Raw genomic sequence first — 21373 nt, 5'->3', positions numbered from 1 at the left:
CCAGGCCGATGGTTCCAGGTAAGGCAAGCCTTGGTAGCCTTCCGGTCATGGTGCTCACCCGCCGGGCCGCGCTCGGCATGACCGGACTGGCCGGACTCGCCGCGATGGCCGGCTGCGCGACGCCGGGTGGTGAGGCGGCCGACGCGAGCGGAACTCGTACCGTGGAACACCCGCTGGGCACCGCCGAGATACCGGTCCGGCCGCAGCGGGTGATCGCGCTGGACGCCGGTGCCGGGCTGCAGACCTCGCTCGAGGCCGGCGCGCCGCTGATCGCCGCCGAGACGCTGGCCGGCGAGACCGCCATTTCGGACTACCTGCCGAAGCCGCCCGGGGGCTTCCAGCCGCTCGGCTTCAACGAGATCGACCTGGAACGGCTCACCGCCCTCGCGCCCGATCTGATCATCGGCAGCCGGAGCCGGGTCGAGGAGCTCTACCCGCAGCTGACCAAGATCGCGCCGACCGTCGCGTACCTGAACACGGCGGACCGGGTCCGCTGGCGCGACACCGCCCTCACCGTGGCCGACCTGCTCGGTGCGCGGCCGGAGCTGGAGCGGCGGCTGGCCGAGTTCGACGCGGCGGCGAAGGACTTCGCCGAGCAGCACACCGAGTCGCTGAAGCAGCGGTCGGTCGCGCTGGTCCGGTTCACCGCCGACGAGGTACGGATCCTCACCGGCGTGATCTTCCCGTCCGACCTGCTCGCCCAGCTCGGCGTCCGGCGGCCCGCCTCCAACGAGCCGAAGGAGGCCGACGCCACGTACATCTCGCTGACCCGCGAGACCGTACCGGTGCTGGCCGACGCCGACACGATCCTCTACTTCAGCGGCGGTGGCGGCTTCGCCCAGGAGTCCGGCGAGCTGTTCGCCGAGGTCACCGAGGGACCGCTCTGGCGCCGGCTGCCCGCCGTCAAGGCCGGCCGCGCCCACCAGGTGAACGCCCTGAATTGGTGGGACGGCTACTCGACCTCCGCCGCCCACGCCTGCCTCACCGAGCTCGCCGGCCTCCTCTGACACCGTCGCCCACACCGCGCGCGCCGTCCCCTTCCCGCAGCCGCGACCGTTGTTCCCGCTCGCGACCGTTGCAACGGTCGCGACTGCGTGGAGCGGTCGCGGATTCGGAGCCGAGTGCAGCGACACGCCCTCCCGATCCGGCCGCAGATGTGACGGGTCGGCGAAAGCGGTGGGGGAGGATTACAGTCGGAGTAAGACCACCGTTGAGGGTGGTACGACGAACAGGTGAACAAGGGCGGTGCGGTGACAACATTCGAGGTCGAGCTCGAGCGGGAGAAGGCGGCGAAGATCGCTCGACTGGCCGAGCGGGGGGCGACGATCGGGGCGAAGTTCGGCCACGATGCCGAAGCCGTCCGAGGATTCCTGACCCACTACTTCCGGCACGTCGACGCGGTCGACATCGACGAGCGGAGCACCGAGGATCTGCTCGGCCTCGTGGTCAGCCACTTCCGGCTCGCCACCGACCGGCCGCCGTCGCGCGCGGTGATCACCGTCCGCTCCCCGAACGAGGCCGACTCGCTGGCGCCCGAGCAGGGTGGCTGGACCACCGGCGGCACGACCGTCGTCCAGATCGTCACCGACGACCGGCCGTTCCTGGTCGACTCGGTGACCATGGAGGTGCTCCGGCAGGGCTGGAGCATCCGCGAGGTGTTCCACCCGCAGTTCACCGTCCGGCGCACCCTGGCCGGCCACTTGATCGACATCGTCCGCGACTCCGAGGCGCAACGGGACCCGAGCGTGATCGCCGAGTCCTGGATGCATCTGGAGGTCCTGCCGCCGGCCCCGGCCGGGCAGGACGGCGACCCGGCCGAACGCCTCGTCGAGGGGCTGCACGAAGTGCTCCGGCTGGTCGACGAGGCCGTCGCCGACTGGCGCAAGATGGTGCAGCGGTCGACCGAGACGATCGGGATGCTGAACGAGATGGACGCCGACGAGCAGCCGGAGGCGGCCCGCGCCCGGGAACTGCTGCAGTGGCTCAACGACGGCCAGTTCTCCTTCCTGGGCTACCGCGAATACACCTACGTCCCCGGTGATCAACCGACCTACAAGCCGGTCCCGGCCACCGGGCTCGGCATCCTGCGCGCCGACACCGATGCGCCGGACACGTTCCATGCGCTGCCGCTGGCCGGCCGCGGCCGCCCGGTGCTGATGGTGATCACCAAGGATGATCATCGTTCCCGGGTGCATCGGCCGGCCTACCTCGACTACATCGGCATCCGCACGTTCGCCGACGACGGTACGGTCACCGGCGAGCGCCGCTTCCTCGGGCTGTTCCCCTCGACCGCGTACTCGGAGGCGGTGACCCGGGTCCCGGTGCTGCGCCAGAAGGCCAAGGAGATCCTGCGCCGGTCCGGCTACCACCCGGACAGCCACGGCGGCAAGGCGATCATGGACGTGCTCGACTCCTACCCCAGGGACGAGCTGTTCCAGTCCTCGATCGCCGAGCTCTACCAGACCGTCGAGAAGGTCGCGCACCTCAAGGAACGGCGCCAGGTGCGGCTGTTCGTCCGCCGGGATCCCTACGGTCGTTACGTTTCCTTCCTGGTCTACCTGCCCCGGGACCGCTACACCACGGCGGTCCGGAGCCGGATGCAGCAGACCCTGCTGCACACGTTCGACGGCGACTCGATCGACTACACGGCCCGGGTCAGCGAATCCGTGCTGGCCCGGCTGCACTTCGTGATGCGGATGCGGGTCGGCACCACCGTCGGCGAGATCGACGTCCGGTCGCTGGAACGTGAGCTCACCGCCGCGACGCGATCATGGAACGACGAGTTCGCCGACCTGCTGGTCGGCGGCCAGGGCCAGCCGGCGTTGTCCACGCTGGTCGGTGCGCTGCCGGAGGGCTACAAGGAGGAGTACCAGCCGCGCCAGGCGATCATGGACCTGGATGCGCTGAACGGCATCGATCCGTCGATCGGGATGTCGATGGTGGTGTACGCACCCGACAACGAGGACGACCCGGCCGACCTGCGGCTCAAGATCTTCCGGCTGGAACCGCTGTCGCTGACCAAGGTGCTGCCGCACCTGTCCGTGCTCGGCGTCGATGTCGTGGACGAGCGGCCGTTCGAGCTGCAGTTGGCCGGTGATCAACGAGCCTTCATCTACGACTTCGGGCTGACCATCCCGGGCGGCCGGGAGGGCCGGGTCCGGTGGTCCCGGGATGCCCGGCACCGGTTCACCGACGCCTTCGCCGCCTCCTACCTCGGCGAGAGCGAGCACGACGACTACAACGCCCTCGTGATGGGGGCCGGGCTGACCTGGCAGCAGGTGACCATCCTGCGGGCGATCGGCCGCTACCTGCGGCAGGCCGGCTCGCCGTACAGCCAGACCTACATCGCCCGGGCGCTGGCGGTGAACGTCGATCTGGCCCGCGGGCTGAGCCGCCTGTTCGAGGCCAAGTTCCAACCGGTCGCCGACGGCGAGCACGATGATCAGAAGGCACGGACGACCCGGGTGGCCGAGCAGACCGAGCAGCTCACCGCGGCACTGAACGACGTCGCCAGTCTTGATCATGATCGGATCGTCCGGTCCTACCTCGCCGTGATCGGCGCCATGATCAGAACCAACGCGTTCCAGCCGAACCGGGACGCGCTGGCGTTCAAGGTGCTGCCGCGCAAGATCGATGATCTTCCCGAGCCGCGGCCCGCGTACGAGATCTTCGTCTACTCGCCGCGACTGGAAGGTGTCCATCTCCGGTTCGGCGCGGTCGCGCGCGGTGGGCTGCGCTGGTCGGACCGCTCCGAGGACTTCCGGACCGAGATCCTTGGTCTGGTGAAGGCCCAAATGGTGAAGAACACGGTGATCGTCCCGGTCGGCGCCAAGGGCGGCTTCGTCTGCAAGCGGCTGCCCGATCCGTCGGACCGGGACGCCTGGCTGGCCGAGGGCACCGCCTGCTACCGGCTGTTCATCTCCAGCCTGCTCGACGTCACCGACAACATCGTCGACGGCGCGGTGGTGCCGCCGCGCGATGTGATCAGGTACGACGGCGACGATCCCTATCTGGTCGTCGCGGCGGACAAGGGCACCGCGACGTTCTCCGACGTGGCCAACGCGATCTCGGTCGACCGCGGTTTCTGGCTCGGCGACGCGTTCGCCTCCGGCGGCTCGGCCGGCTACGACCACAAGACAATGGGCATCACCGCCCGCGGCGCCTGGGAGTCGGTCCGGCGGCACTTCCGCGAGCTGGGCGTCGACTGCCAGGCCGAGGACTTCACGGTGGTCGGCATCGGCGACATGAGCGGCGACGTGTTCGGCAACGGCATGCTGCTCAGCCGGCACATCAAGCTGATTGCGGCCTTCGACCACCGGCACGTCTTCCTCGACCCGAACCCGGATCCGGCGACCAGCTTCGCCGAGCGGGAACGGCTGTTCCGGCTGCCAAGATCAAGTTGGGCGGACTACGACGCGTCGCTGATCTCCGCCGGCGGCGGCATCTTCCCGCGCACCATGAAGTCGATCCCGATCACGCCGGAGATCAGGACGGCCCTCGGGCTCAAGGGCAAGACCGAGCACCTGACGCCGAGCGAGTTGATCAGTGCCTGCCTGCGGGCGCCGGTCGACCTGCTCTGGAACGGCGGCATCGGCACCTACGTGAAGGCGTCCACGGAGACCAACGCCCAGGTCGGCGACAAGGCCAATGACGGGCTGCGGGTGAACGGCGCCGAACTGCGGGCCCGCTGCGTCGGGGAGGGCGGCAACCTCGGCCTGACCCAACTCGGCCGGATCGAGTACGCGTCGACGAAGAACCCCGCCACCGGCGAGTACGGCAAGATCAACACCGACTTCATCGACAACTCGGCCGGTGTGGACACCTCCGACCACGAGGTCAACATCAAGATCCTGCTGCAGGCCGAGATCGCCGCCGGCCGGCTGGCCGAGGCGGACCGGGATCCCTTGCTGGCCTCGATGACCGACGAGGTGGCCGACCTGGTGCTGGCCAACAACATCGACCAGAACCTGGCCCTGGCCAACGCCGTCCACCAGTCCTATTCGATGGCCGGCGTGCACGAGGACTGGATGGAACGGCTGGCCGACGCGGGCCACCTGGACCGCGACATCGAATTCCTGCCGGGGACCGAGGAGATGGCGCAGCGGCGCGGCGACAAGCGCGGCCTCACGGCGCCGGAGCTGTCGGTGCTGATGGCGTACACCAAGATCGTTCTGGAGGAACAGATCACGGCGTCCGACCTGCCGGACGACCCGTACCTGACCGAGAAGTTGATCACCTACTTCCCGTCCGAGCTGCGGGAGCGCTACCGGGAGCAGATGTCGGCGCACCGGCTGCACCGCGAGATCGTGGCGACCGTCGTGGTGAACGACTTCGTCAACATCTCCGGCACCACCTGCTATCACCGGCTGTCGGCCGAGACCGGTGCCGGTGCGGCGGATCTGATCCGGGCCCAGATCGCGGCCCGGGCGATCTTCGGCACCGACGAGTTGCAGCGCGGGATCGCCGAGCTCGACTTCAAGGTGGCCGCGGCGACCCAGACCGCGCTGCGGCTGGAGATTCGCACGCTGGTCGAGCGGGCGACCCGCTGGCTGGTGAACAACCGGCGCCGTCCGGTCGACATCACCGCGGCGGTCGACCAGCTCCGGGAAGGGGTACGGCAGGTCACCGCCGCCGTGCCCGACCTGCTGGCGGAACGGGAACTGAAGGCCTACCGGGACCGGCTGGAGAGCTACACCGCCGCGGGGGTGCCGGAGCATCTGGCCTCCGCGATCGCCGCGCTGCCGCCGGCCTACGGCGCCCTGACGATCGTCCAGACCGCGCGCCGCGATGATCATGATCTTGATCGGGTGGCCCGGCTGCACTTCCTGGTCGCGCAGCGGCTGGGGCTGGACCGGCTGCTCGGGCAGATCATCCGGCTGCCCCGGTCGGACCGCTGGCAGACGATGGCCCGGGCCGCGTTGCGGGACGACCTGCACACCGTGCACGCGCAGTTGACCGCGCTGGTGCTGGGCAGTGGCGGCGCCGAGCCGGAGCCGCTGCTGGAGGAATGGGAGTCGACCAACCCGCATGTCCGGGAGGTCGTCCGCGAGCTTCGACTGGTCACCGAGGGCCGGTCGGACCTGGCCCGGATGTCGGTCGGCCTGCGGCTGGTCCGCTCGCTGCTGCCGGCCCCCGAATGAGTCTCCCCACAGCACCCGGCTCCGAGCGGCGGAACGGGCCGAATACGGTTGGACGCATGCGGATCGATCTGCACACGCACTCCAAGGTTTCCGACGGCACCGACTCGCCCGCCGAGTTGGTGGCGCGGGCCGCGGAGACCGGGCTCGACGTGGTCGCGCTGACCGACCACGACACGTTCGACGGGCTGGACGAGGCGGCAGCGGCGGGTGAGCGGCTCGGGGTCCGGGTGATCCGCGGAGCCGAGTTGTCGACCTCGCGGGGCGGCCACAGCGTGCACCTGCTGGCGTACGGGGTGGACGAGGAGGACCCGGCGCTCACCGCCGAGATGATCAAGATCCGGGAGGGCCGGTCCGGCCGGCTGTCACCAGTGCTGGCCAAGCTCGCCGAACTCGGGGTGCCGGTCACCGAGGAGCAGGTGCTGCTGCACGTCGGCACCAGCCCGTCGGTCGGCCGGCCGCACATCGCCGACGCCCTGGTCGCCGCCGGCCACGTGGCGAACCGGACCGAGGCGTTCGACCGCTTCCTGGCCGACGGCGGCCCGGCCCACGTGGCCCGCTACACCGTCGATCTGGAACGCGGGATCGACCTGGTGCACCAGGCCCGCGGCGTCGCGGTGATCGCCCACCCGTGGGGTCGCGGCCGGAAGCGGCTGCTGCCGCCGGAGGTGCTGGAGCGTCTGGTCGACGAGCACGGCCTGGACGGCGTCGAGGTGGATCACCAAGATCACGATCCCGCCGAGCGCAAGGAACTGCGCCGGCTCGGCGCCCGCCTCGGGCTGATCATGACCGGCTCGAGCGACTACCACGGCGTCGGCAAGGTCGATCATGATCTCGGCTGCAACACCACCGACCCGGACATGTTCGCCCGCCTCCAGGAACTCTCCGCCCTCCGCTAATCCCGCCCCAAAAGAATCCGCCGCGCCGGCCGACTGCCCCGCTTCAGACGCGACCGTTCGACTCAGCTGCGACCGTTGCACGAGTCGCGGATGGGAGGAACGGTCGCGGCTGGGGCGGGGCGGTCAGGTCAGGCCAGGGCGTCGACCTCGGCATCGTCGGCGATCGACTCCCGGGTGCCGTGGTCAGCCCGCTCTGGTCGGCGAGGTGCGTGGACGAGGGCTGGAGCACCGCGTCAGCGCGCGATCCGCAACGGCCCGGGTGTATCCCGCGACTGTCCCGCTTCATCCGCGACCGTTCGATTCATCCGCGACCGGTGCACTGGTCGCGGATGCGAGGAATGGTCGCGGCTGGAGTGGTTGGCGCGAGAAGGGTCAGTCGTCGCCGTATTTGATCATGCTCTGGAGCATCCAGTCGCGGGACATCGCGATGGTCTCGGCGGTGATCGCGCGGGCCTGCTCGGCGTCGTGCTCCCGGATCGCGTTCAGCAGGCGGCGGTGGTTCCGCTTCCGCGGCTTGGGTCCGTGATCGGCGGCCTGGGCGGCCAGGAACCAGCGGAGTTGATCATGGATGCCGGCGATGATCGTGATCAGCTGCGGGACCCGGGTGATCTCGGCGACGGCGACGTGGAACGCGGCGTGCTGCTCGAGGTCGATCGAGTCCGCACCGGTGGCGATCAGTCGGTCGTCCAGCTGCTCGAGCCGCAGGATGTCCGCCTCGGTGGCCCGGGCCGCCGCCAGCGCCGAGGTGCCCGGCTCGGTCAGCTCCCGTACCAGATAGACGTTCTTGATGTCGCGGATCGAGATGTGCCGCACGATCGTGCCCTGGCGCGGGAACACCTCGACCAGGCCGTCGGCGGCGAGCTTGTTGATCGCGTGCCGGATCGGCGTCTTGGACGTGCCGAGCTGATGGGCGAACGCCTTCTCGTTGATCACCTCGCCCGGCGCGATGGTGCAGGACAGGATGGCCTGCTTGATCGCGACGTAGGCCTTCTCGGCCAACAGTTCCATGCTCCGCCCTGCCTCCTCGGTGCGGGGTGCCTGCCGGCCGTGCGCTCGCGGGGAGCTAGTCCTCGGCCTGAAATTCTAGTAGCGTTCCTGTTGCATCTTAACCTGTGTAGGGGAGGTTTGCGTGGCACTCGCCGTCATCGGTGACAGTCAGGCCGTTGTGGTCGCCGGACTCGCGTCCCACTGCAGCGGACGTACGGTCCTGCTCGGCCCAGGGCCGGACCGGACCCATGGCGCGGTACGGATCGAAGGGCTCAACTCCGGTCCGGTCGACGTCTGCGTGGTCGACCGGCCGACCGGGGACGTGTACGTCGCGGTCACCACCAGCGGACGCCTGGAGTCGTTGCTGGCCGAGCATCGGCAGCTGCTGGCCGGGCGCGTCCTGCTGGTCGCGCCGGGCGGCTTCGGCGCGGTGGTACGGGTCCGGCGGCTGTTCGAGCAATGGGGCGTGGAGCCTCCCGTGGTGGCCGAAGCGACCGGCTTTCCGGCCCTGGGCGGGGGCGAGGGGACCGTCGTGCTGCGCGGGATCAAGCGGTCGATGCCGATGGCCGGGATCGACGCCGAGGCGACCGACGAGGTGCACCGCGCCCTCCGCGGCTACCTCCCGGACCTGGTTCCGAGCGATCTGGCCACCACCTCGCTGTCCAACACCAACCACCTGCTGCACCCGGTGATCACCTTGCTGAACGCGGACCGGGTCGTCGGCGGCGAGGCGTTCCTGCTCTACCGGGACGGCCGGCTGGCCGAGCTGGTGGACCGACTGGCGGCGGCGGACGAGGAGCGGCTGGCCCTGGTCGAGCAACTCGGCGGTGAGGCGTTGTCGATCACCGACTGGCTGCTCCGCTTCTACGGTGATCAAGGCATGACCGGGACCACGATCGACGAGTGCCTGGCCAGCTTCCCGGGGTTCGCCGATGTGCCGTCGCCACCTTCGCCGAACTATCGCTATCTCACCGACGACGTGCCCTACGGCCTGGCCGGCTATGCCGCCGTCGCCGAGCGCCTCGGCATCGACGTCCCACGGATCAACGCCGTGATCACCGCGGCCGAGGAGCTCCTCGGCCGACCGCTGCGGGCCGAAATCTCCTCGGTCGTCGATCCCTTCCTGGAGGCCGCGGCACCCGTCGCGGCGGCCGGTGGCTGGGCCCGGCGGCCGGTGGTGTCCCGCAGTATTCGAAAGGATTGTGATGTCGTCGGTACGGAATGACCTTGATCAACTACGGCGGCTGCGCGGGCAGCTGGTCGCCGGCGACATCAGCCGGCGCGGCTTCCTGACCGCCGCCATGGGCCTCTCCTCGGCCGCACTGCTGACGGCCTGCGGTGGTGGCCTCACCCAGCAGCCGGCCGGCGGGTCTTCGGAACGCGGCGGCGATCCGAACGTGGTCCCGCTCTACACGGTGGAGAACGACCCGGCCACGCTTGCCTTCTACAACATGGTGATCGCCAAGTTCGAGAAGGACCATCCGGGCAAGACGGTCAAGGTGACCGTCTACGCGGACGCGAACCAGCTGCAGTATCTGACCACCGCGTTCCAGAACAACGTCGACGTCGGGATCTTCTCGCCGGCGGTCAGCTCGTTCTCCGACTTCCAGCAGGCCGGCCACCTGGCCGAGCTCGATGATCTTGTCGAGGAGATCGGCAAGGACGACTTCCTGCCCGGCACCCGGATCGTGATCGGCGGCCACGACTACGGCATCCCGCTGCAGTCGAACTCGTCGCTGGTCTACTACCGCAAGGACCTGCTGGACGCCGCCGGGCTGCCGGTGCCGACGTCGTACGACGAGTACCTGAACGCCGTGAAAGCCTTGCACCAAAGGGATGGCGAGAACCAGGTCGGCATCGCGATGGCGGTCGGGGCGACCGCGCAGCTGCCGCTGCAGTTCTTCGCGCCGTACATCTACCAGTCCGGCTGGGACTACTTCGACACCGAAGGCAAGCTGACCTTCGACCAGCCCGAGGTCCGGGATGCGGTGCGGCGGTTCACCGACATCATGAAGTACGCGCCGAAATCGCTCTACAACGCCGCGTACGGCGACATCGTGACGATCTACAGCGCCGGCCAGGCTGCGTTCGCCACCTTCCCGGGCCGGCTCGGCGTGACGATCGACGACCGCGCCGCCAAGGTCGCCGACAACACCGGCGTGATGCCGATCCCGGCCGGGCCGTTCATGACCGGCCAGCTGCACTTCGGCTCCGGCCAGCAGTACGGCCTGTACGCGCGCACCTCCGATCCGGACCTGGCCAAGGATTTCCTGCGCCGGTTGACCACCGGCGAGGACGCGCTGGCGTTCGCGCTGACGGTGCCGGGCCACCTGCTGCCGCCGATGAAGAGCGTGCTGAAGCTGATGCAGGACAAGATCGCCGGCGCGACCGAGGGCTACCTGGCCAAGCGCAAGGAGTGGCTGCAGACCTTCATCGAGCAGGTGCCCAACGCGATGACCTCGTCGGTGTCGATGGGCGCCGTCACCGCCAAGACCTTCGACGGCAAGATCTTGAACATGTGCCCGTGGGCGCCCGACATCTGGCCGTCGCCGCCGCTGGACGGGACCATGTTCCAGGACATCCTGCTCAAGGGCGAGTCGGTGGACGCGGCCTGGCAGAAGACCGCGAAGCTGATGGGGGAGAAGGCCGATGCCTGGCGGGCCAAGAACCCGGACTGGAAGCCCGAGGTGAGCCGCTAGTGGCGGCTTCGCCCGCCCTGAGCCTGTCGAAGGGCCGGCGTCGCGGGCCGCGGCCGGTCCGGGTCCTGCAGTACCTGATGTTGATCGTGGTGCTGGTGGTCTCGGCCGGCCCGCTGGTCTGGGTGTTGATCAACGCGATCCGGCCCGACTCGGAGATCGCCGCGTACCCGCCGACGCTGTTCCCGCAGCAGCTGACCGGTGATCACTTCGTGTCCCTGTTCACGCTGTACGGGTTCGGCACCTACGTGATCAACAGCCTGGTCATCTCGGCCGTGGCGACGCTCGGCGCGCTGATCTTCGGCACGCTGGCGGCCTACGCGATGGCCCGGTTCGACTTCCGGCTGGTCCGGGTGCTGGGCGAGCTCTCCCTGGTGGCGTACCTGATCCCGCCGATCCTGGTGCTGGTGCCGGTGACCCAGATCCTGTTCGGGTCGGGACTCGGCGACAACCGGGTGGCGCTGGCCGTGCTCTACACCGCGACGCTGCTGCCGTTCGCGCTGTGGATCCTACGGTCCTACTTCACCGGCATCGCGGTGGACATCGAGGAGGCCGCCATGATCGACCGGTGCACCCGGTTCGGGGCGTTCCTGCGGGTCGTGCTGCCGCAGGCCGCGCCCGGGCTGATCAGCACCGGCATCTTCACGTTCAACGCGGCCTGGAGCGAGTACCTGTTCGCCTCCACGCTGATGACGACCAACTCGAAACTGCCGGCCAACGCCGCGATCTTCCTGCTGATGGGCCATATGGGCACCGAGTCCTGGGGCCTGCTGATGGCGGCCGCGCTGACCATCGTGGCGCCGGTGGTGATCTTGTTCCTGGTGGCGCAGCGTTGGCTGATCTCCGGGATCGGGGAAGGGGCGGTGCGCGGATGACCGGCTCGTACGTCAGCTCGCGGGACAAGGCCCGCACCGAGGGCCGCGGCCCGGAGAGGGCGCGCCGGTCCGGGCTGTCGGACCGGCAGCTGGCCGCGGCGATGGCCGCCCCGGCGGCCGTGTTGATCATCGTCTTCGCGTTCTACCCGTTCGCGATGGCGGCCTGGAACTCGTTCAACGACGTGGACATCAACACCGGTGCGGCCAGCTGGGCCGGGCTGGGCAACTACGTGGCGATCTTCTCTACTCCGGAGACGGTGGCCTCGATCGGCCGCAGCGTGGTCTGGACGCTGGCCAACCTGGTGCTCCAGGTCGTGCTCGGCGTCGCCGTCGCGCTGCTGCTGAACGCCGGCCTGCGGTTCCAGGGACTGGCTCGCGGGCTGGTGCTCTTTCCCTACATGGTGCCGGCGATCGTCGTCGCACTGATCTTCCGGTTCATGTTCAACGACGTCACGGGCTTGATCAACTACCTGCTGCAGACGATCGGCCTGATCGACGCACCGGTGTCCTGGCTCAGCGATCCGTCGACCCTGCTGGGCACGGTGATCGTGGTGAACGTCTGGAAGTACACGCCGTTCTTCGTGATCATCGTGCTGGCCCGGCTGCAGACCGTCCCGAGCGAGTTGTACGAGGCGGTCTCGGTCGATGGTGGCGGCGCTCGGCACCGGTTCAGCACGGTCACGCTGCCCGCCATCGTCCCGGTGGTGCTGGCCGGCGCGCTGCTCCGCACGATCTGGACCGCGTACGACTTCGACCTGCCGTTCCTGCTGTCCAACGGCGGCGGGCCGGACCGGGCCGCCGTGACCGTACCGCTGGAGATCAGGTCGCTGGCCTTCGACGCGCAGAGCATCGGCCAGGCCTCCGCACTCGCCGTCTGTACGGCGATCCTGCTCACCGGGGCCGCCTACTTCTACCTGCGCAGCTATCGTCGGGCGGAACGCGCGCATGGTTGACGCGGCGCGGAACGCGCGCATGGCTAGCGAGGACGTGGCGCCGCACGCGATCGTGATCATCGGCGCCGGGCCTCGCGGCGTGTCGCTCGTGGAGCGCCTGATCGCGAACGCCGGTCTGGCCGGGGACACGCCGGTGATCATCCACCTGGTCGACCCGGCGCCGGTCGGCGGCCGGATCTGGCGGCCGGACCAGCCGGGCCACCTGCTGATGAACACCCTGTGCGACGACGCGACCCACTTCACCGACGATTCGGTACGGTGCGAGGGCCCGATCGTGCCCGGCCCGACGCTGTACGAGTGGTGCCGCCGGATCGCCGACGGCGAGCTCGAGGCCGCCGATCCGGAGCTGGCCGCGATGGCGGCCGCGATGAAGCCGCACTCGCATCCGCCGCGCCGGCTGCTGGGTGCCTATCTCGACTGGTGCTTCCGTACCGATCTGGAGCGGCTGCCGCCGACGATGCGGGTGGCCGAGCACCGGCAGGCGGCCGTCGCGCTGCATCCCGGGCCGGACCGGGTCGCGGTCGAACTGGCCGACGGCACGGTGATCGACGCCGCCGCGGTGCTGCTGGCCACGGGGCACGCGGACCTGGTGGCCGGGGAGCGGGAGCGGCACCGGATCGATCACGCTCGTGATCATGGTCGCTTCTACGGCCGGCCGACGAACCCGATCGACCGCGACCTGTCCGGAGTAGCGGCCGGACAACCGGTGATCCTGCGCGGTCTCGGGATGAACTTCTTCGACTACGTCTCGCTGCTCACCGAGGGCCGCGGCGGCCGGTTCGAGGATTCCCGGGCGGGGCTGGTCTATCGGCCGAGCGGTGCCGAGCCGATCATGATCGTCGGATCCGGCCGCGGCACGCCGTACCGGGCCAAGGCCCTCTTCGGCACGATGACGCCGAAGCTCCCACACACGTTCCTCACCGACGAGGTGGTCGGCCGGCTGGAGCGACGCGGCAGGATCGACTTCCGGACCGACCTGTGGCCGTTGATCGTCAAGGACACGCTCGCGATCTACTACGCGACGCTGAACCGGGTCCGGCCGGACGCGTTCGCGGGTGACCCGGAGTTGATCATGAAGGCGCTGCGGGAGTGTGCCTGGGATGCCGCCGAGCTGGCCGAGACGATCGAGTCGGTGGTCCCGGACCCGGCCGACCGGGCCGACCTCTCCGAGTGGGACCGGCCACTGGCCGGCCGCAGCTTCGACTCGCCGGAGGAGTTTCGGGAGTGGTGGCTCGCCGATCTCCGGCGCGACCTGGCCGAGGCCGAGCTGGGGCACGACAGTCCGCTCAAGGTCGCCTCGGTGATGTTCGGCCAGGGCCGGACGCCCTTGCGCACCCTGGTCCGGTACGGCGGCCTGCTCGGGCACTCCTACGACGCCGAGGTGGACCGCTGGTACAAGGGGTTCGCCGGCTCGCTGGCCAGCGGCCCGCCGGCCCGGCGGATCGCCGAACTGATTGCGCTCACCGAGGCCGGCCTGGTCCGGCCGGTGGGGCCGGGCATGATCATCGCGGACCAGGAGGTCGGCTTCGTGGCGTCGTCGGCGCAGGTGCTGGGCAGCGAGGTGGCGGCGCCGGCGTTCGTCGAGGCCTACCTCCCGCCGCCCGACCTGCGGACCACCGCCGACCCCTTGCTGGCCGGGCTCCGTGATCAAGGGCTGGCCAGGAGCTACCTGATCCCCGACCATGATCAACCGTTCGACTCCGGGGCGGTCGAGGTGGGCCCGGAACCGTACCGGCTGATCGGGGCGGACGGCGCCGAACAGCCGCGGATCTTCGCCTGCGGCATCCCGCTGGAAGGCCTGTTCTACGGCACCCAGCTCGGCCCGATCGCCGGCACCGATTCGCGCTTCCTGCGCGAGACCGACGCCATCGCCCGCGCCGCACTAAGGACGCGCGACACTAGCGGAACGGGACGGTGAGCCAGGGGCTCTGCTCGTAGCTGAGCAGAATCTTGTGGATCTCGTACGCCTCGGTGTACCACTCCCGCGAGATGTCTCCGCCGAACTGGATGCAGCGGCCGAGGATGTAGCCGACGCCGAACTCCTCCCAGGACGCGTAGTGGCGCTGGGCCTCCTGGCTGAGCTCGCGGAGGGCGTCGAACATCTCGGCCTGGGTGCAGAAGCGGGTGCTCCGGCCCCAGCGCGCCATGGCGGAGGCTCGGCCCAGGTCCCAGGCGGCGGTCGACCGTACGTAGCCGCCGTCGGGGAGCAGGCCGTCCACGCGGAACAGCTCCTCGTAGTTGAGGATCTTCATGATCAACTCGCCCCGATGCGCGATGGCCTGGTCGAGCTCCGGGTTCGCACCCGGATCGGCGGGAGCACCGGACTGCGCGACGTGCTGGCGGATCACCGACTCGTCGCCATGCCGCCATTGGTCGCCGTCGATCGGTCGACCGAAATGATCAGCCAGCCGGTTCCGGGTGTGCAGCACCTCGTCCCAGGCGGACGTGCCGACGTCGCGGTCGAGCAGTCGGCGCTGGATCTCCAGCCACTCGTCGCGGACCTTGACGTCCCACCATCGTTCCAGCAGCGAGAGCTCCCCGCTGTAGCCGTTGCCGTGGTGTTCCGTGGTGTTCCAGGCGTAGCCGTTGGTGGCGCAGAGCTGGGCGCCGCAGGCCAGACCGTGCAGCAGCGGGCCGGGCTCGGTGGCGTTGCTCTGCCGGGTGAGGACGCGGCCGGAGAAGTAGCCGGGCTCCCAGTACTCGTCGTGCAGCTGGAGCATCAGCCGGATCATCTTGTCGCCGAGTTGCAGGATGTTCTGACACGGCGTTCCCGGATTGACCAGCAGCACGTCGACGTCGGTGAGCAGGTTGACCAGGCCGCGCAGATTGGTGAACTCGTAGACGACCTTCGGGTGGGGGCGAGGCAGCACGTCCAGGGTGTAGACGGACATCGCCCGCAGTCCTTCGCTCGGCTCGGCGATGATCGGCCGACGCTTCCGCGGTTCCGGATGGGCGTCCGTGATCGCCACCAGGTGGTACACCCCGACCGTCGCGAGAATCGACAGGTAGCCGGAGACATCCGGGTCGTCCTTGTCCCGGTACAGCAGTCTCTCGACCGCGGTCGGCGGCACCCAGGAGCCGTCCGCCGGCTCCTCGATGTCCGGTACGAGTTCGTCGTGATCATCAGCGTCGCCGACTTCATAGCCGAGATCGACCAGGTCGTTGACGGTGTCGAAGGCGTCGAAGGAGCCTTGGCCCTCGTCCTTCCTGAACATGTCCCCAACCTAGCCGTCTCATCGTGACGAGCCCCTCCCCGGGCCGCGTCCGACGCCGCCGCCGGCTGGTCACCCACTCGTCATCTGGGCGTCGGCTGAGGGACCGGTGGCGGAGGCCTCCGGCGCCTAGTGTCGTGCGTCCCTAGTTCCTTGACAGGTGGCGGCGTCCAGGTGCGTGCATCGCCAGGCCGACGAGGAAGACATATCGGGTCATATATCGACTGAGGAGAACGCCGCGAGGTGCGTGCCTGGGCGTCGCCAACAGTTAAGGAACTAGGGACGCGCGACACTAGCCTCCCGGCCGACAGCGCCGGACGGCAGACGGGGGACTACTGTGACTGACCATGATCAACACCTGCTCGGAACGGACGAACCGTCCCCCGGCATCGATCGGCGCCGGTTCATCGGCATCGGCGGCGCGGCGGCCGCCGTCGGTCTCGGCGCGGCGGCGGTGAACGGGTTCCCGGCTCAGGCCAAGCCCCGGGGCAACCGGCAGTTGAGCTTCGGCAACGACGGCACCTTCACCATCGTGCAGTTCAACGACACCCAGGACGACGAGCAGATCGACCGCCGCACGATCGAGTTGATGGAGAAGACGCTCGACTCGGTGCGGCCGGATCTCGTGATCATGAACGGCGACAACATCACCGGCGGCTGCGAGAACGCGCTCGCGATGCGGCAGGCGATGAACAACGTGGTGCTGCCGATGGAGGATCGCAAGATCCCGTGGGCGGTGACGTTCGGCAACCACGACGAGGACTCCACGCCGGACACCGGCCTGGACGAGCCCGACATGCTCGCCTTCTACCGTTCGTACGCACACAACCTGAACCGGCCCGGCCCGGACGACGTCACCGGCACCGGCAACATGAACCTGATCATCAACGGTTCGAAGGATCGCCGGCCGGCGTTCAACCTGTTCCTGCTGGACAGCGGCCGCTACGCCCCGGAGAAGATCGCCGGCCAGGACTTCGAGGGTTACCCGACCTGGGACTGGCTGCGGATGAACCAGGTGCACTGGTACACCGAGACCTCCCGCCGGGTGGAACGCCAGGCCCGTCGGTTGGTCCCCGGCTTGATGTTCATCCATATCCCGCTGTGGGAGTACCGCTTCATGTGGTGGGGCAGCGTCGACGGCCGGTCGGCTGCCGATCATGAACGCGCCGTCGCCCGGCACAAGATCGTCGGCGAGCGGAACGAGGACGAGTGCCCCGGCCCGATCAACAGCGGCATGTTCTCGGCGATCCTGGACCGCGGCGACGTCAAGGGCGTCTTCTGCGGTCATGATCATGTGAACACCTACGTCGGCGACTACTACGGTGTGCTGCTCGGCTACGCCGGCAACACAGGCTTCGGCACCTACGGCCTGTCCGGTGCGGAGCGGAACCGGCTCCGCGGCGCCCGGGTCTTCACCCTGACCGAGCAGCACGACGACATCGAGATCGACACCCACATGGTCTGGGCCAAGGACTTCGGCATCGACCTGACCGCGAACGACCAGCCGATCCCGCCCGCACCACTGGATCCGTCCCGTCGCTAGTCGCCCATGATCGGGGAGCATCCTGCCGGGTACACGCGGCCGGATCCTCCCCGGTCTGGGAGGCAAGGGATCATTTGAGGCCGCTGTGCGCCAGGGCGGCGATGAAGTTCCGTTGGAAGATCAGGAACACGATCATGATCGGCACCACCGACGACACGGACGCGGCCATCGCCAGCCCGGCGGACAGGCCGCCGTCGGAGTCGACGAACTGGGTCAGCCCGAGCGGCACCGTGTAGCTCGACTTGTCCGAGAGCATGATCAACGGCGTCTCGTAGTCGTTCCAGGAGCCGACGAAGCTGATGATCGCCAGCGCGGCCAGCACCGGGCGGGCCAGCGGCAGATAGATCCGCCAGAACACCTGCCATTCGTTCGCACCGTCGATCCGCGCCGCCTCGCCGAGTTCGGCCGGCGCGGCGACGAAGAACTGCCGGATCAGGAACGTGCCGAAGACGGTGAAGATGCCGGGCAGGATCAATGCCCAGAGGGTGTTGTAGAGCCCGAGCTGCTGGAAGTACATGAAGCGCGGGATCAGCAACAGCTGCATCGGCACGATCGCGGTGGCCAGGTAGAGCAGGAAGATCTTGTCCCGGCCGGCGAACGAGAGCCGGGCGAACGCGTACCCGGCCATCGAGGAGGTGGTCAGGTCGCCCACCACGCCGATCAGCGAGACGATCAAGGAGTTGCCGAAGTAGCGCGCGATCGACGCCTCGCCGAACCACACCTCGGCGTAGTTGGCCCACTGGACCGGGTCCGGGATCCAGCGCACCGGGATCGAGAACACGTCGAGGTTGCGCTTCAGCGACGACGAGATCATCCAGACGAACGGCAGCAGGAAGCCGACCGCCAGCGCCCAGAGGATGATCGCCTTGGTGTAGCGCCGGGCCCGGGCGGCGGGTCGGTTGCGAGCCGGCGTGCGGCGGAGCGGCTGGGCCGGCCGGGGGAGTGTGGTGGTCGCGGTCATGAGTACAGCCCCTGGTTTCGTTGCAGCCGCCAGAACAGCACGCTCAAGATCAACACGCCGACGAAGCTGGTCACGCCGATCGCTGCCGCGTAGCCGAACCGATAGAACTGGAAGCCGTTCTGATACATCAGGTACGACATCGTGGTGCTCGAATCACCCGGGCCGCCCTGGGTCAGGAACGCGATCAGCCCGAAGCCCTGGGACTGGCTGATCATGGACGTGATCAACAGGAACGTCGTGGTCGGCATCAGCGACCGCCAGGTCACCGTGACGAACCGGCGCAGCGGCCCGGCGCCGTCGATGGCGGCCGCCTCGTGCAGATCGGCCGGCATGCTCTGCAGCGCCGACAGGTAGATCACGGCGTGGAAACCGACCCCGGACCAGATGGCGATCAAGATCAGCGACGGCAGGCTCCACTCCTGCGAGACCAGCCAGGTCGGCGGCTCACTGATACCGATCGTGCGCAGCGCGAGATTGATCAGGCCGCTGGACGGGTTGAGCAGCAGCAGCCAGACGAAGCCGATGGCGATCGACGACACGATGTGCGGGATGAAGAAGATCACCCGCAGCGCGGCCCGGCCCGGCACCTCGCCGTTCAGGGCCAACGCCAGCGCCATCCCGCCGATCATGGTCAGCGGCACCCCGAAGCCCGCGTACGTGAGCGTCCGCCGGACCGCGGACCAGAACGCCGGATCGGCCGCCAGCTCGGTGAAGTTGGCCAGGCCGACGAAGCTGAGCCCTTCCAGCCCGGACACGACATCCCAGTCGGTGAAGGCGATCGCGAGTCCCGAGAGCAGCGGGATCAGCGTGAACAGACCGAACCCGAGCAGGTTGGGCAGGATGAACAGCCAGCCGACCCGGGGCGACATGCCGCCCGGACCGCGTGCCCGGCGCCGGGTCGCGGCCGGCCGGGCCGTGACGGCCCGGGTCCCGTCGACGGCGGTGGCGTCGGACATCGTGCTCACGGTGCGGTGGCGATCGCGGCGTCGGCCTGTTTGACGGCCTCGGTCACCCAGCTGTCGACGGTACGGTCACCGAGCAGCACTTCGTCGGTGAGCTTGTCGATGATCTGCGTGATCTGGGTCGCTCCGGAGAACTTCGTGTCCACGGCCACCTGGAGGTCGGACGAGAACAGGAACCGCTCGAAGGACGCCGGGTCGTAGAGCTTGTCGCGCTCCGGGCCGAGCAGCTGGGCGATCATGTCGGTCGGCTTCGCGTCGCCGACCAGGGACGGCAGCCGGCCGCCCTTGATCATGAACTTGGCGGCGTTCTTCACCCAGAACTGGACGAAGGTCCACGCGTTGTCGACGTTCTTCGACTTCGCACTGATCGACATCAGGTCGCCGATGCTGCCCGTGTTCCAGTACGGCTTGCCCTTCACCGGGGCCGGCGTCGGCATGCAGATCGTCTTGAAGTCGTGCGGGTACTCCTTGGTGTCGCCGATGTAGCGGACCAGGTGTCCCGCCTGGATCACCATGGCCACCCGGCCGGCGATGAACGGCGTGTGCGGGAACGTCTTGAGCTTCTCGGCCAGGATCTGCGCCTGCGGCATCGTGGTGCCCTCCTTCTGCAGGGAGAGGGCCAGCTCGAGCTCCTGGGCGAACAGCGGGTTGGCGAAGTTGGCCTTCCCGTCCTCGGTGTAGTTCGAGTTCGAACCGAGGGTCGGCCGGGCGATCGTCGGCGCGTTGAGCGAGCCGAACGTCTTGCCGGGCACAGTCAGCTTGCGGGCGATCTCGACGAACTCGTCCACATCCCACGTCTCCGGCAGCGTGATGCCGGCGTCCTTGATCATGGTCTCGTTGACGTACACGTTGTGCGGCGCCAGTGCGGCCGGCACGCAGAACAGCTTCCCGTCCAGCGGGTAGTTGTTGATCGGGTCGGCGTCGGCGGTGAACGGGGCCAGCTCCGGGTCGGCGGCGACCCGCTCGGTGAGGTCGAGCGCGAGGCCGCTGCGCTTCTTGACGTTGGCCGGGCTGTAGGAGAAGAAGACGTCGATCGGTACGCCACCCTGGAGGGACGTGTCCAGCTTCAGGTTGCCCTGGTCGTCGTTGACGTAACGGGTATAGGTCACCTTGATGTTCGGGTGTTCCTCGTTGAACGCCTTGATCAAATCGTCCGGGCCGGACTCGGCCGGCACCCCGCCCCACACGTTGAGGACGCCGCCCTTGCCCCCGCCACCACCGGGGTTGCCGGTGCCACCGCTACCGCAGCCGGCGAGGCCGCCGGCGGCCGTGGCCGCCAGCCCGCCCAGGACGGCACGCCGCGGCACCGCACGGGGTCGCCATGGTTTGGGCTCGGTTGTTGTGTTGATCATGTTCCTTCTCCCCATTGAGTTTCGCGGGTCAGGCCAGGGCGGCCTCGACCCTCCTTCGTGCGTCGTGCAGCCAGAGCCGCAGGGTGGCGTGGTCCACCTTGTCGGTGGGTCCGGTGATGGCGAGCGCCACCGGCATGTTCTCGTCGGTGTGCAACGGGATGGCGCCACCGACACCGCCCAGTTCGTACCACTCGTCCAAGATCAACACGTCGTGCTCGAGCAGCTTCCGGGCGGCGGTCAGCGTTGCCGGCACCGTCGCCGGCACGTTGGGCGTCGTCAGCGTCCAGCCGAGGCGCCCCTTGGAGGCGTTCAAGATCTCGGTGGCCTGGGCCTTGGGCAGGTCGAGCAGCAGCCGCAGTGCCGGGCAGGAGACGTGCAGCGGGAACGGCGAGCCCCAGAACGTGATCGTCTGGTTGTTCATGGCGGTACGGAGGAGGTAGATCATCTCGGTCCGCCAGAGCAGACACAGGTGGACGGTGAAGCCGGGGTGTTCGTCCGCGATCTGCTCGATCGTGGCGCGCGGCTTGATCACCAGCGGGAACTGGGGGATCGCCGGCGCGAAGGTCAGGATCCCGTAGTCGGGCACGAACTTGCCGTTGCCGTCCTTGCGTACGTAGCCGAGATCGATCAGCGTCGCCAGCACCCGGGAGATCGAACTCTGGTGCAGGCCGAACCGCCGGGCGATCTCGGTGCCGGTCAGCGGCGCACCCTCGTCGATCAGGGTGCGCAGGATCTGCAGACCGCGGGCGAGAGACTGGACGCCGCCCGCGGAGGCGCGAGTATCGGTCATCCCCGC

Annotated in this window: 15 protein-coding genes; 9 read left to right on the top strand and 6 right to left on the bottom strand. The window is 68.9% G+C overall.

The window, feature by feature from the left end; translation table 11 throughout:
• Positions 1-47 precede the first annotated feature (47 nt).
• From BKA15_RS05205 to BKA15_RS05195, 3 genes are all read left to right on the top strand, one after another.
• Positions 48-1007 (top strand): ABC transporter substrate-binding protein, encoded by a 960-nt coding sequence (locus BKA15_RS05205; protein ID WP_179748697.1) that lies wholly within the window; start codon positions 48-50, stop codon positions 1005-1007.
• Between the two features lie 243 nt (positions 1008-1250).
• Positions 1251-6140, top strand: coding sequence for an NAD-glutamate dehydrogenase (locus tag BKA15_RS05200; RefSeq protein ID WP_179748695.1), 4890 nt, complete (start codon positions 1251-1253; stop codon positions 6138-6140).
• A 56-nt stretch (positions 6141-6196) separates the two neighbouring features.
• Positions 6197-7036 (top strand): PHP domain-containing protein, encoded by an 840-nt coding sequence (locus BKA15_RS05195; RefSeq protein ID WP_179748693.1) that lies wholly within the window; start codon positions 6197-6199, stop codon positions 7034-7036.
• 372 nt (positions 7037-7408) lie between these two features.
• On the opposite strand, the gene BKA15_RS05190 is transcribed toward BKA15_RS05195, so the two are convergent.
• The gene (locus BKA15_RS05190; protein ID WP_179748691.1) at positions 7409-8044 is read right to left on the bottom strand and encodes a GntR family transcriptional regulator; all 636 of its coding nucleotides are present in this window, start codon (positions 8042-8044) and stop codon (positions 7409-7411) included.
• Positions 8045-8165: 121 nt separating this feature from the next.
• Here BKA15_RS05190 and BKA15_RS36745 point away from each other — a divergent pair, with 121 nt between their 5' ends.
• From BKA15_RS36745 to BKA15_RS05165, 5 genes are read left to right on the top strand one after another with little or no spacing between them, the layout of a single operon-like run.
• Positions 8166-9248 carry an NAD/NADP octopine/nopaline dehydrogenase family protein gene (locus BKA15_RS36745; RefSeq protein ID WP_179748689.1) on the top strand — a complete coding sequence of 361 codons (1083 nt, stop codon included), beginning with the start codon at positions 8166-8168 and terminating at the stop codon, positions 9246-9248.
• Positions 9229-10722 (top strand): ABC transporter substrate-binding protein, encoded by a 1494-nt coding sequence (locus BKA15_RS05180; RefSeq protein ID WP_179748687.1) that lies wholly within the window; start codon positions 9229-9231, stop codon positions 10720-10722. Before BKA15_RS36745 ends, BKA15_RS05180 begins: the two co-directional genes overlap by 20 nt.
• Complete coding sequence (locus BKA15_RS35305; RefSeq protein ID WP_218871076.1) at positions 10722-11594, top strand: carbohydrate ABC transporter permease; 873 nt, start codon at positions 10722-10724, stop codon at positions 11592-11594. Before BKA15_RS05180 ends, BKA15_RS35305 begins: the two co-directional genes overlap by 1 nt.
• Positions 11591-12547, top strand: coding sequence for a carbohydrate ABC transporter permease (locus BKA15_RS05170; RefSeq protein WP_179748685.1), 957 nt, complete (start codon positions 11591-11593; stop codon positions 12545-12547). The genes BKA15_RS35305 and BKA15_RS05170 overlap by 4 nt, the downstream gene beginning before the upstream one ends.
• Positions 12548-12566: 19 nt before the next feature.
• Positions 12567-14465: an FAD/NAD(P)-binding protein gene (locus BKA15_RS05165; RefSeq protein ID WP_179748683.1), complete on the top strand. Its 1899-nt coding sequence runs from the start codon at positions 12567-12569 to the stop codon at positions 14463-14465.
• Here BKA15_RS05165 and BKA15_RS05160 read toward each other — a convergent pair.
• On the bottom strand, positions 14446-15762 hold the full coding sequence (locus BKA15_RS05160) for a DUF1266 domain-containing protein (protein ID WP_179748681.1): 1317 nt from the start codon (positions 15760-15762) through the stop codon (positions 14446-14448). The genes BKA15_RS05165 and BKA15_RS05160 overlap by 20 nt on opposite strands.
• 334 nt (positions 15763-16096) lie before the next feature.
• Between BKA15_RS05160 and BKA15_RS05155 the strand changes: the two genes are divergently transcribed.
• Positions 16097-17302, top strand: coding sequence for a metallophosphoesterase family protein (locus tag BKA15_RS05155; RefSeq protein WP_218871075.1), 1206 nt, complete (start codon positions 16097-16099; stop codon positions 17300-17302).
• 70 nt (positions 17303-17372) lie between these two features.
• Here the strand turns inward: BKA15_RS05155 and BKA15_RS05150 are convergent, their stop codons facing one another.
• Genes BKA15_RS05150 through BKA15_RS05135 form a run of 4 tightly spaced genes read right to left on the bottom strand, consistent with a single transcriptional unit; the run spans position 17373 to position 21367 of the window.
• Positions 17373-18263, bottom strand: coding sequence for a carbohydrate ABC transporter permease (locus tag BKA15_RS05150; protein WP_179748679.1), 891 nt, complete (start codon positions 18261-18263; stop codon positions 17373-17375).
• Positions 18260-19219, bottom strand: a complete 960-nt coding sequence (locus BKA15_RS05145; protein ID WP_179748677.1) for a carbohydrate ABC transporter permease — start codon at positions 19217-19219, stop codon at positions 18260-18262. Before BKA15_RS05145 ends, BKA15_RS05150 begins: the two co-directional genes overlap by 4 nt.
• Before the next feature lie 5 nt (positions 19220-19224).
• Complete coding sequence (locus BKA15_RS05140; RefSeq protein ID WP_179748675.1) at positions 19225-20577, bottom strand: ABC transporter substrate-binding protein; 1353 nt, start codon at positions 20575-20577, stop codon at positions 19225-19227.
• 28 nt (positions 20578-20605) lie between these two features.
• Positions 20606-21367: an IclR family transcriptional regulator gene (locus BKA15_RS05135; RefSeq protein WP_179748673.1), complete on the bottom strand. Its 762-nt coding sequence runs from the start codon at positions 21365-21367 to the stop codon at positions 20606-20608.
• Positions 21368-21373 lie beyond the last annotated feature (6 nt).

The sequence above is a fragment of the Microlunatus parietis genome, from assembly GCF_013407955.1.
GTDB classification, from domain to species: Bacteria; Actinomycetota; Actinomycetes; order Propionibacteriales; family Propionibacteriaceae; genus Microlunatus; species Microlunatus parietis.
Note: the sequence above shows the minus strand (reverse complement) of the source record. Positions and strands in the feature narration are given on the sequence as shown.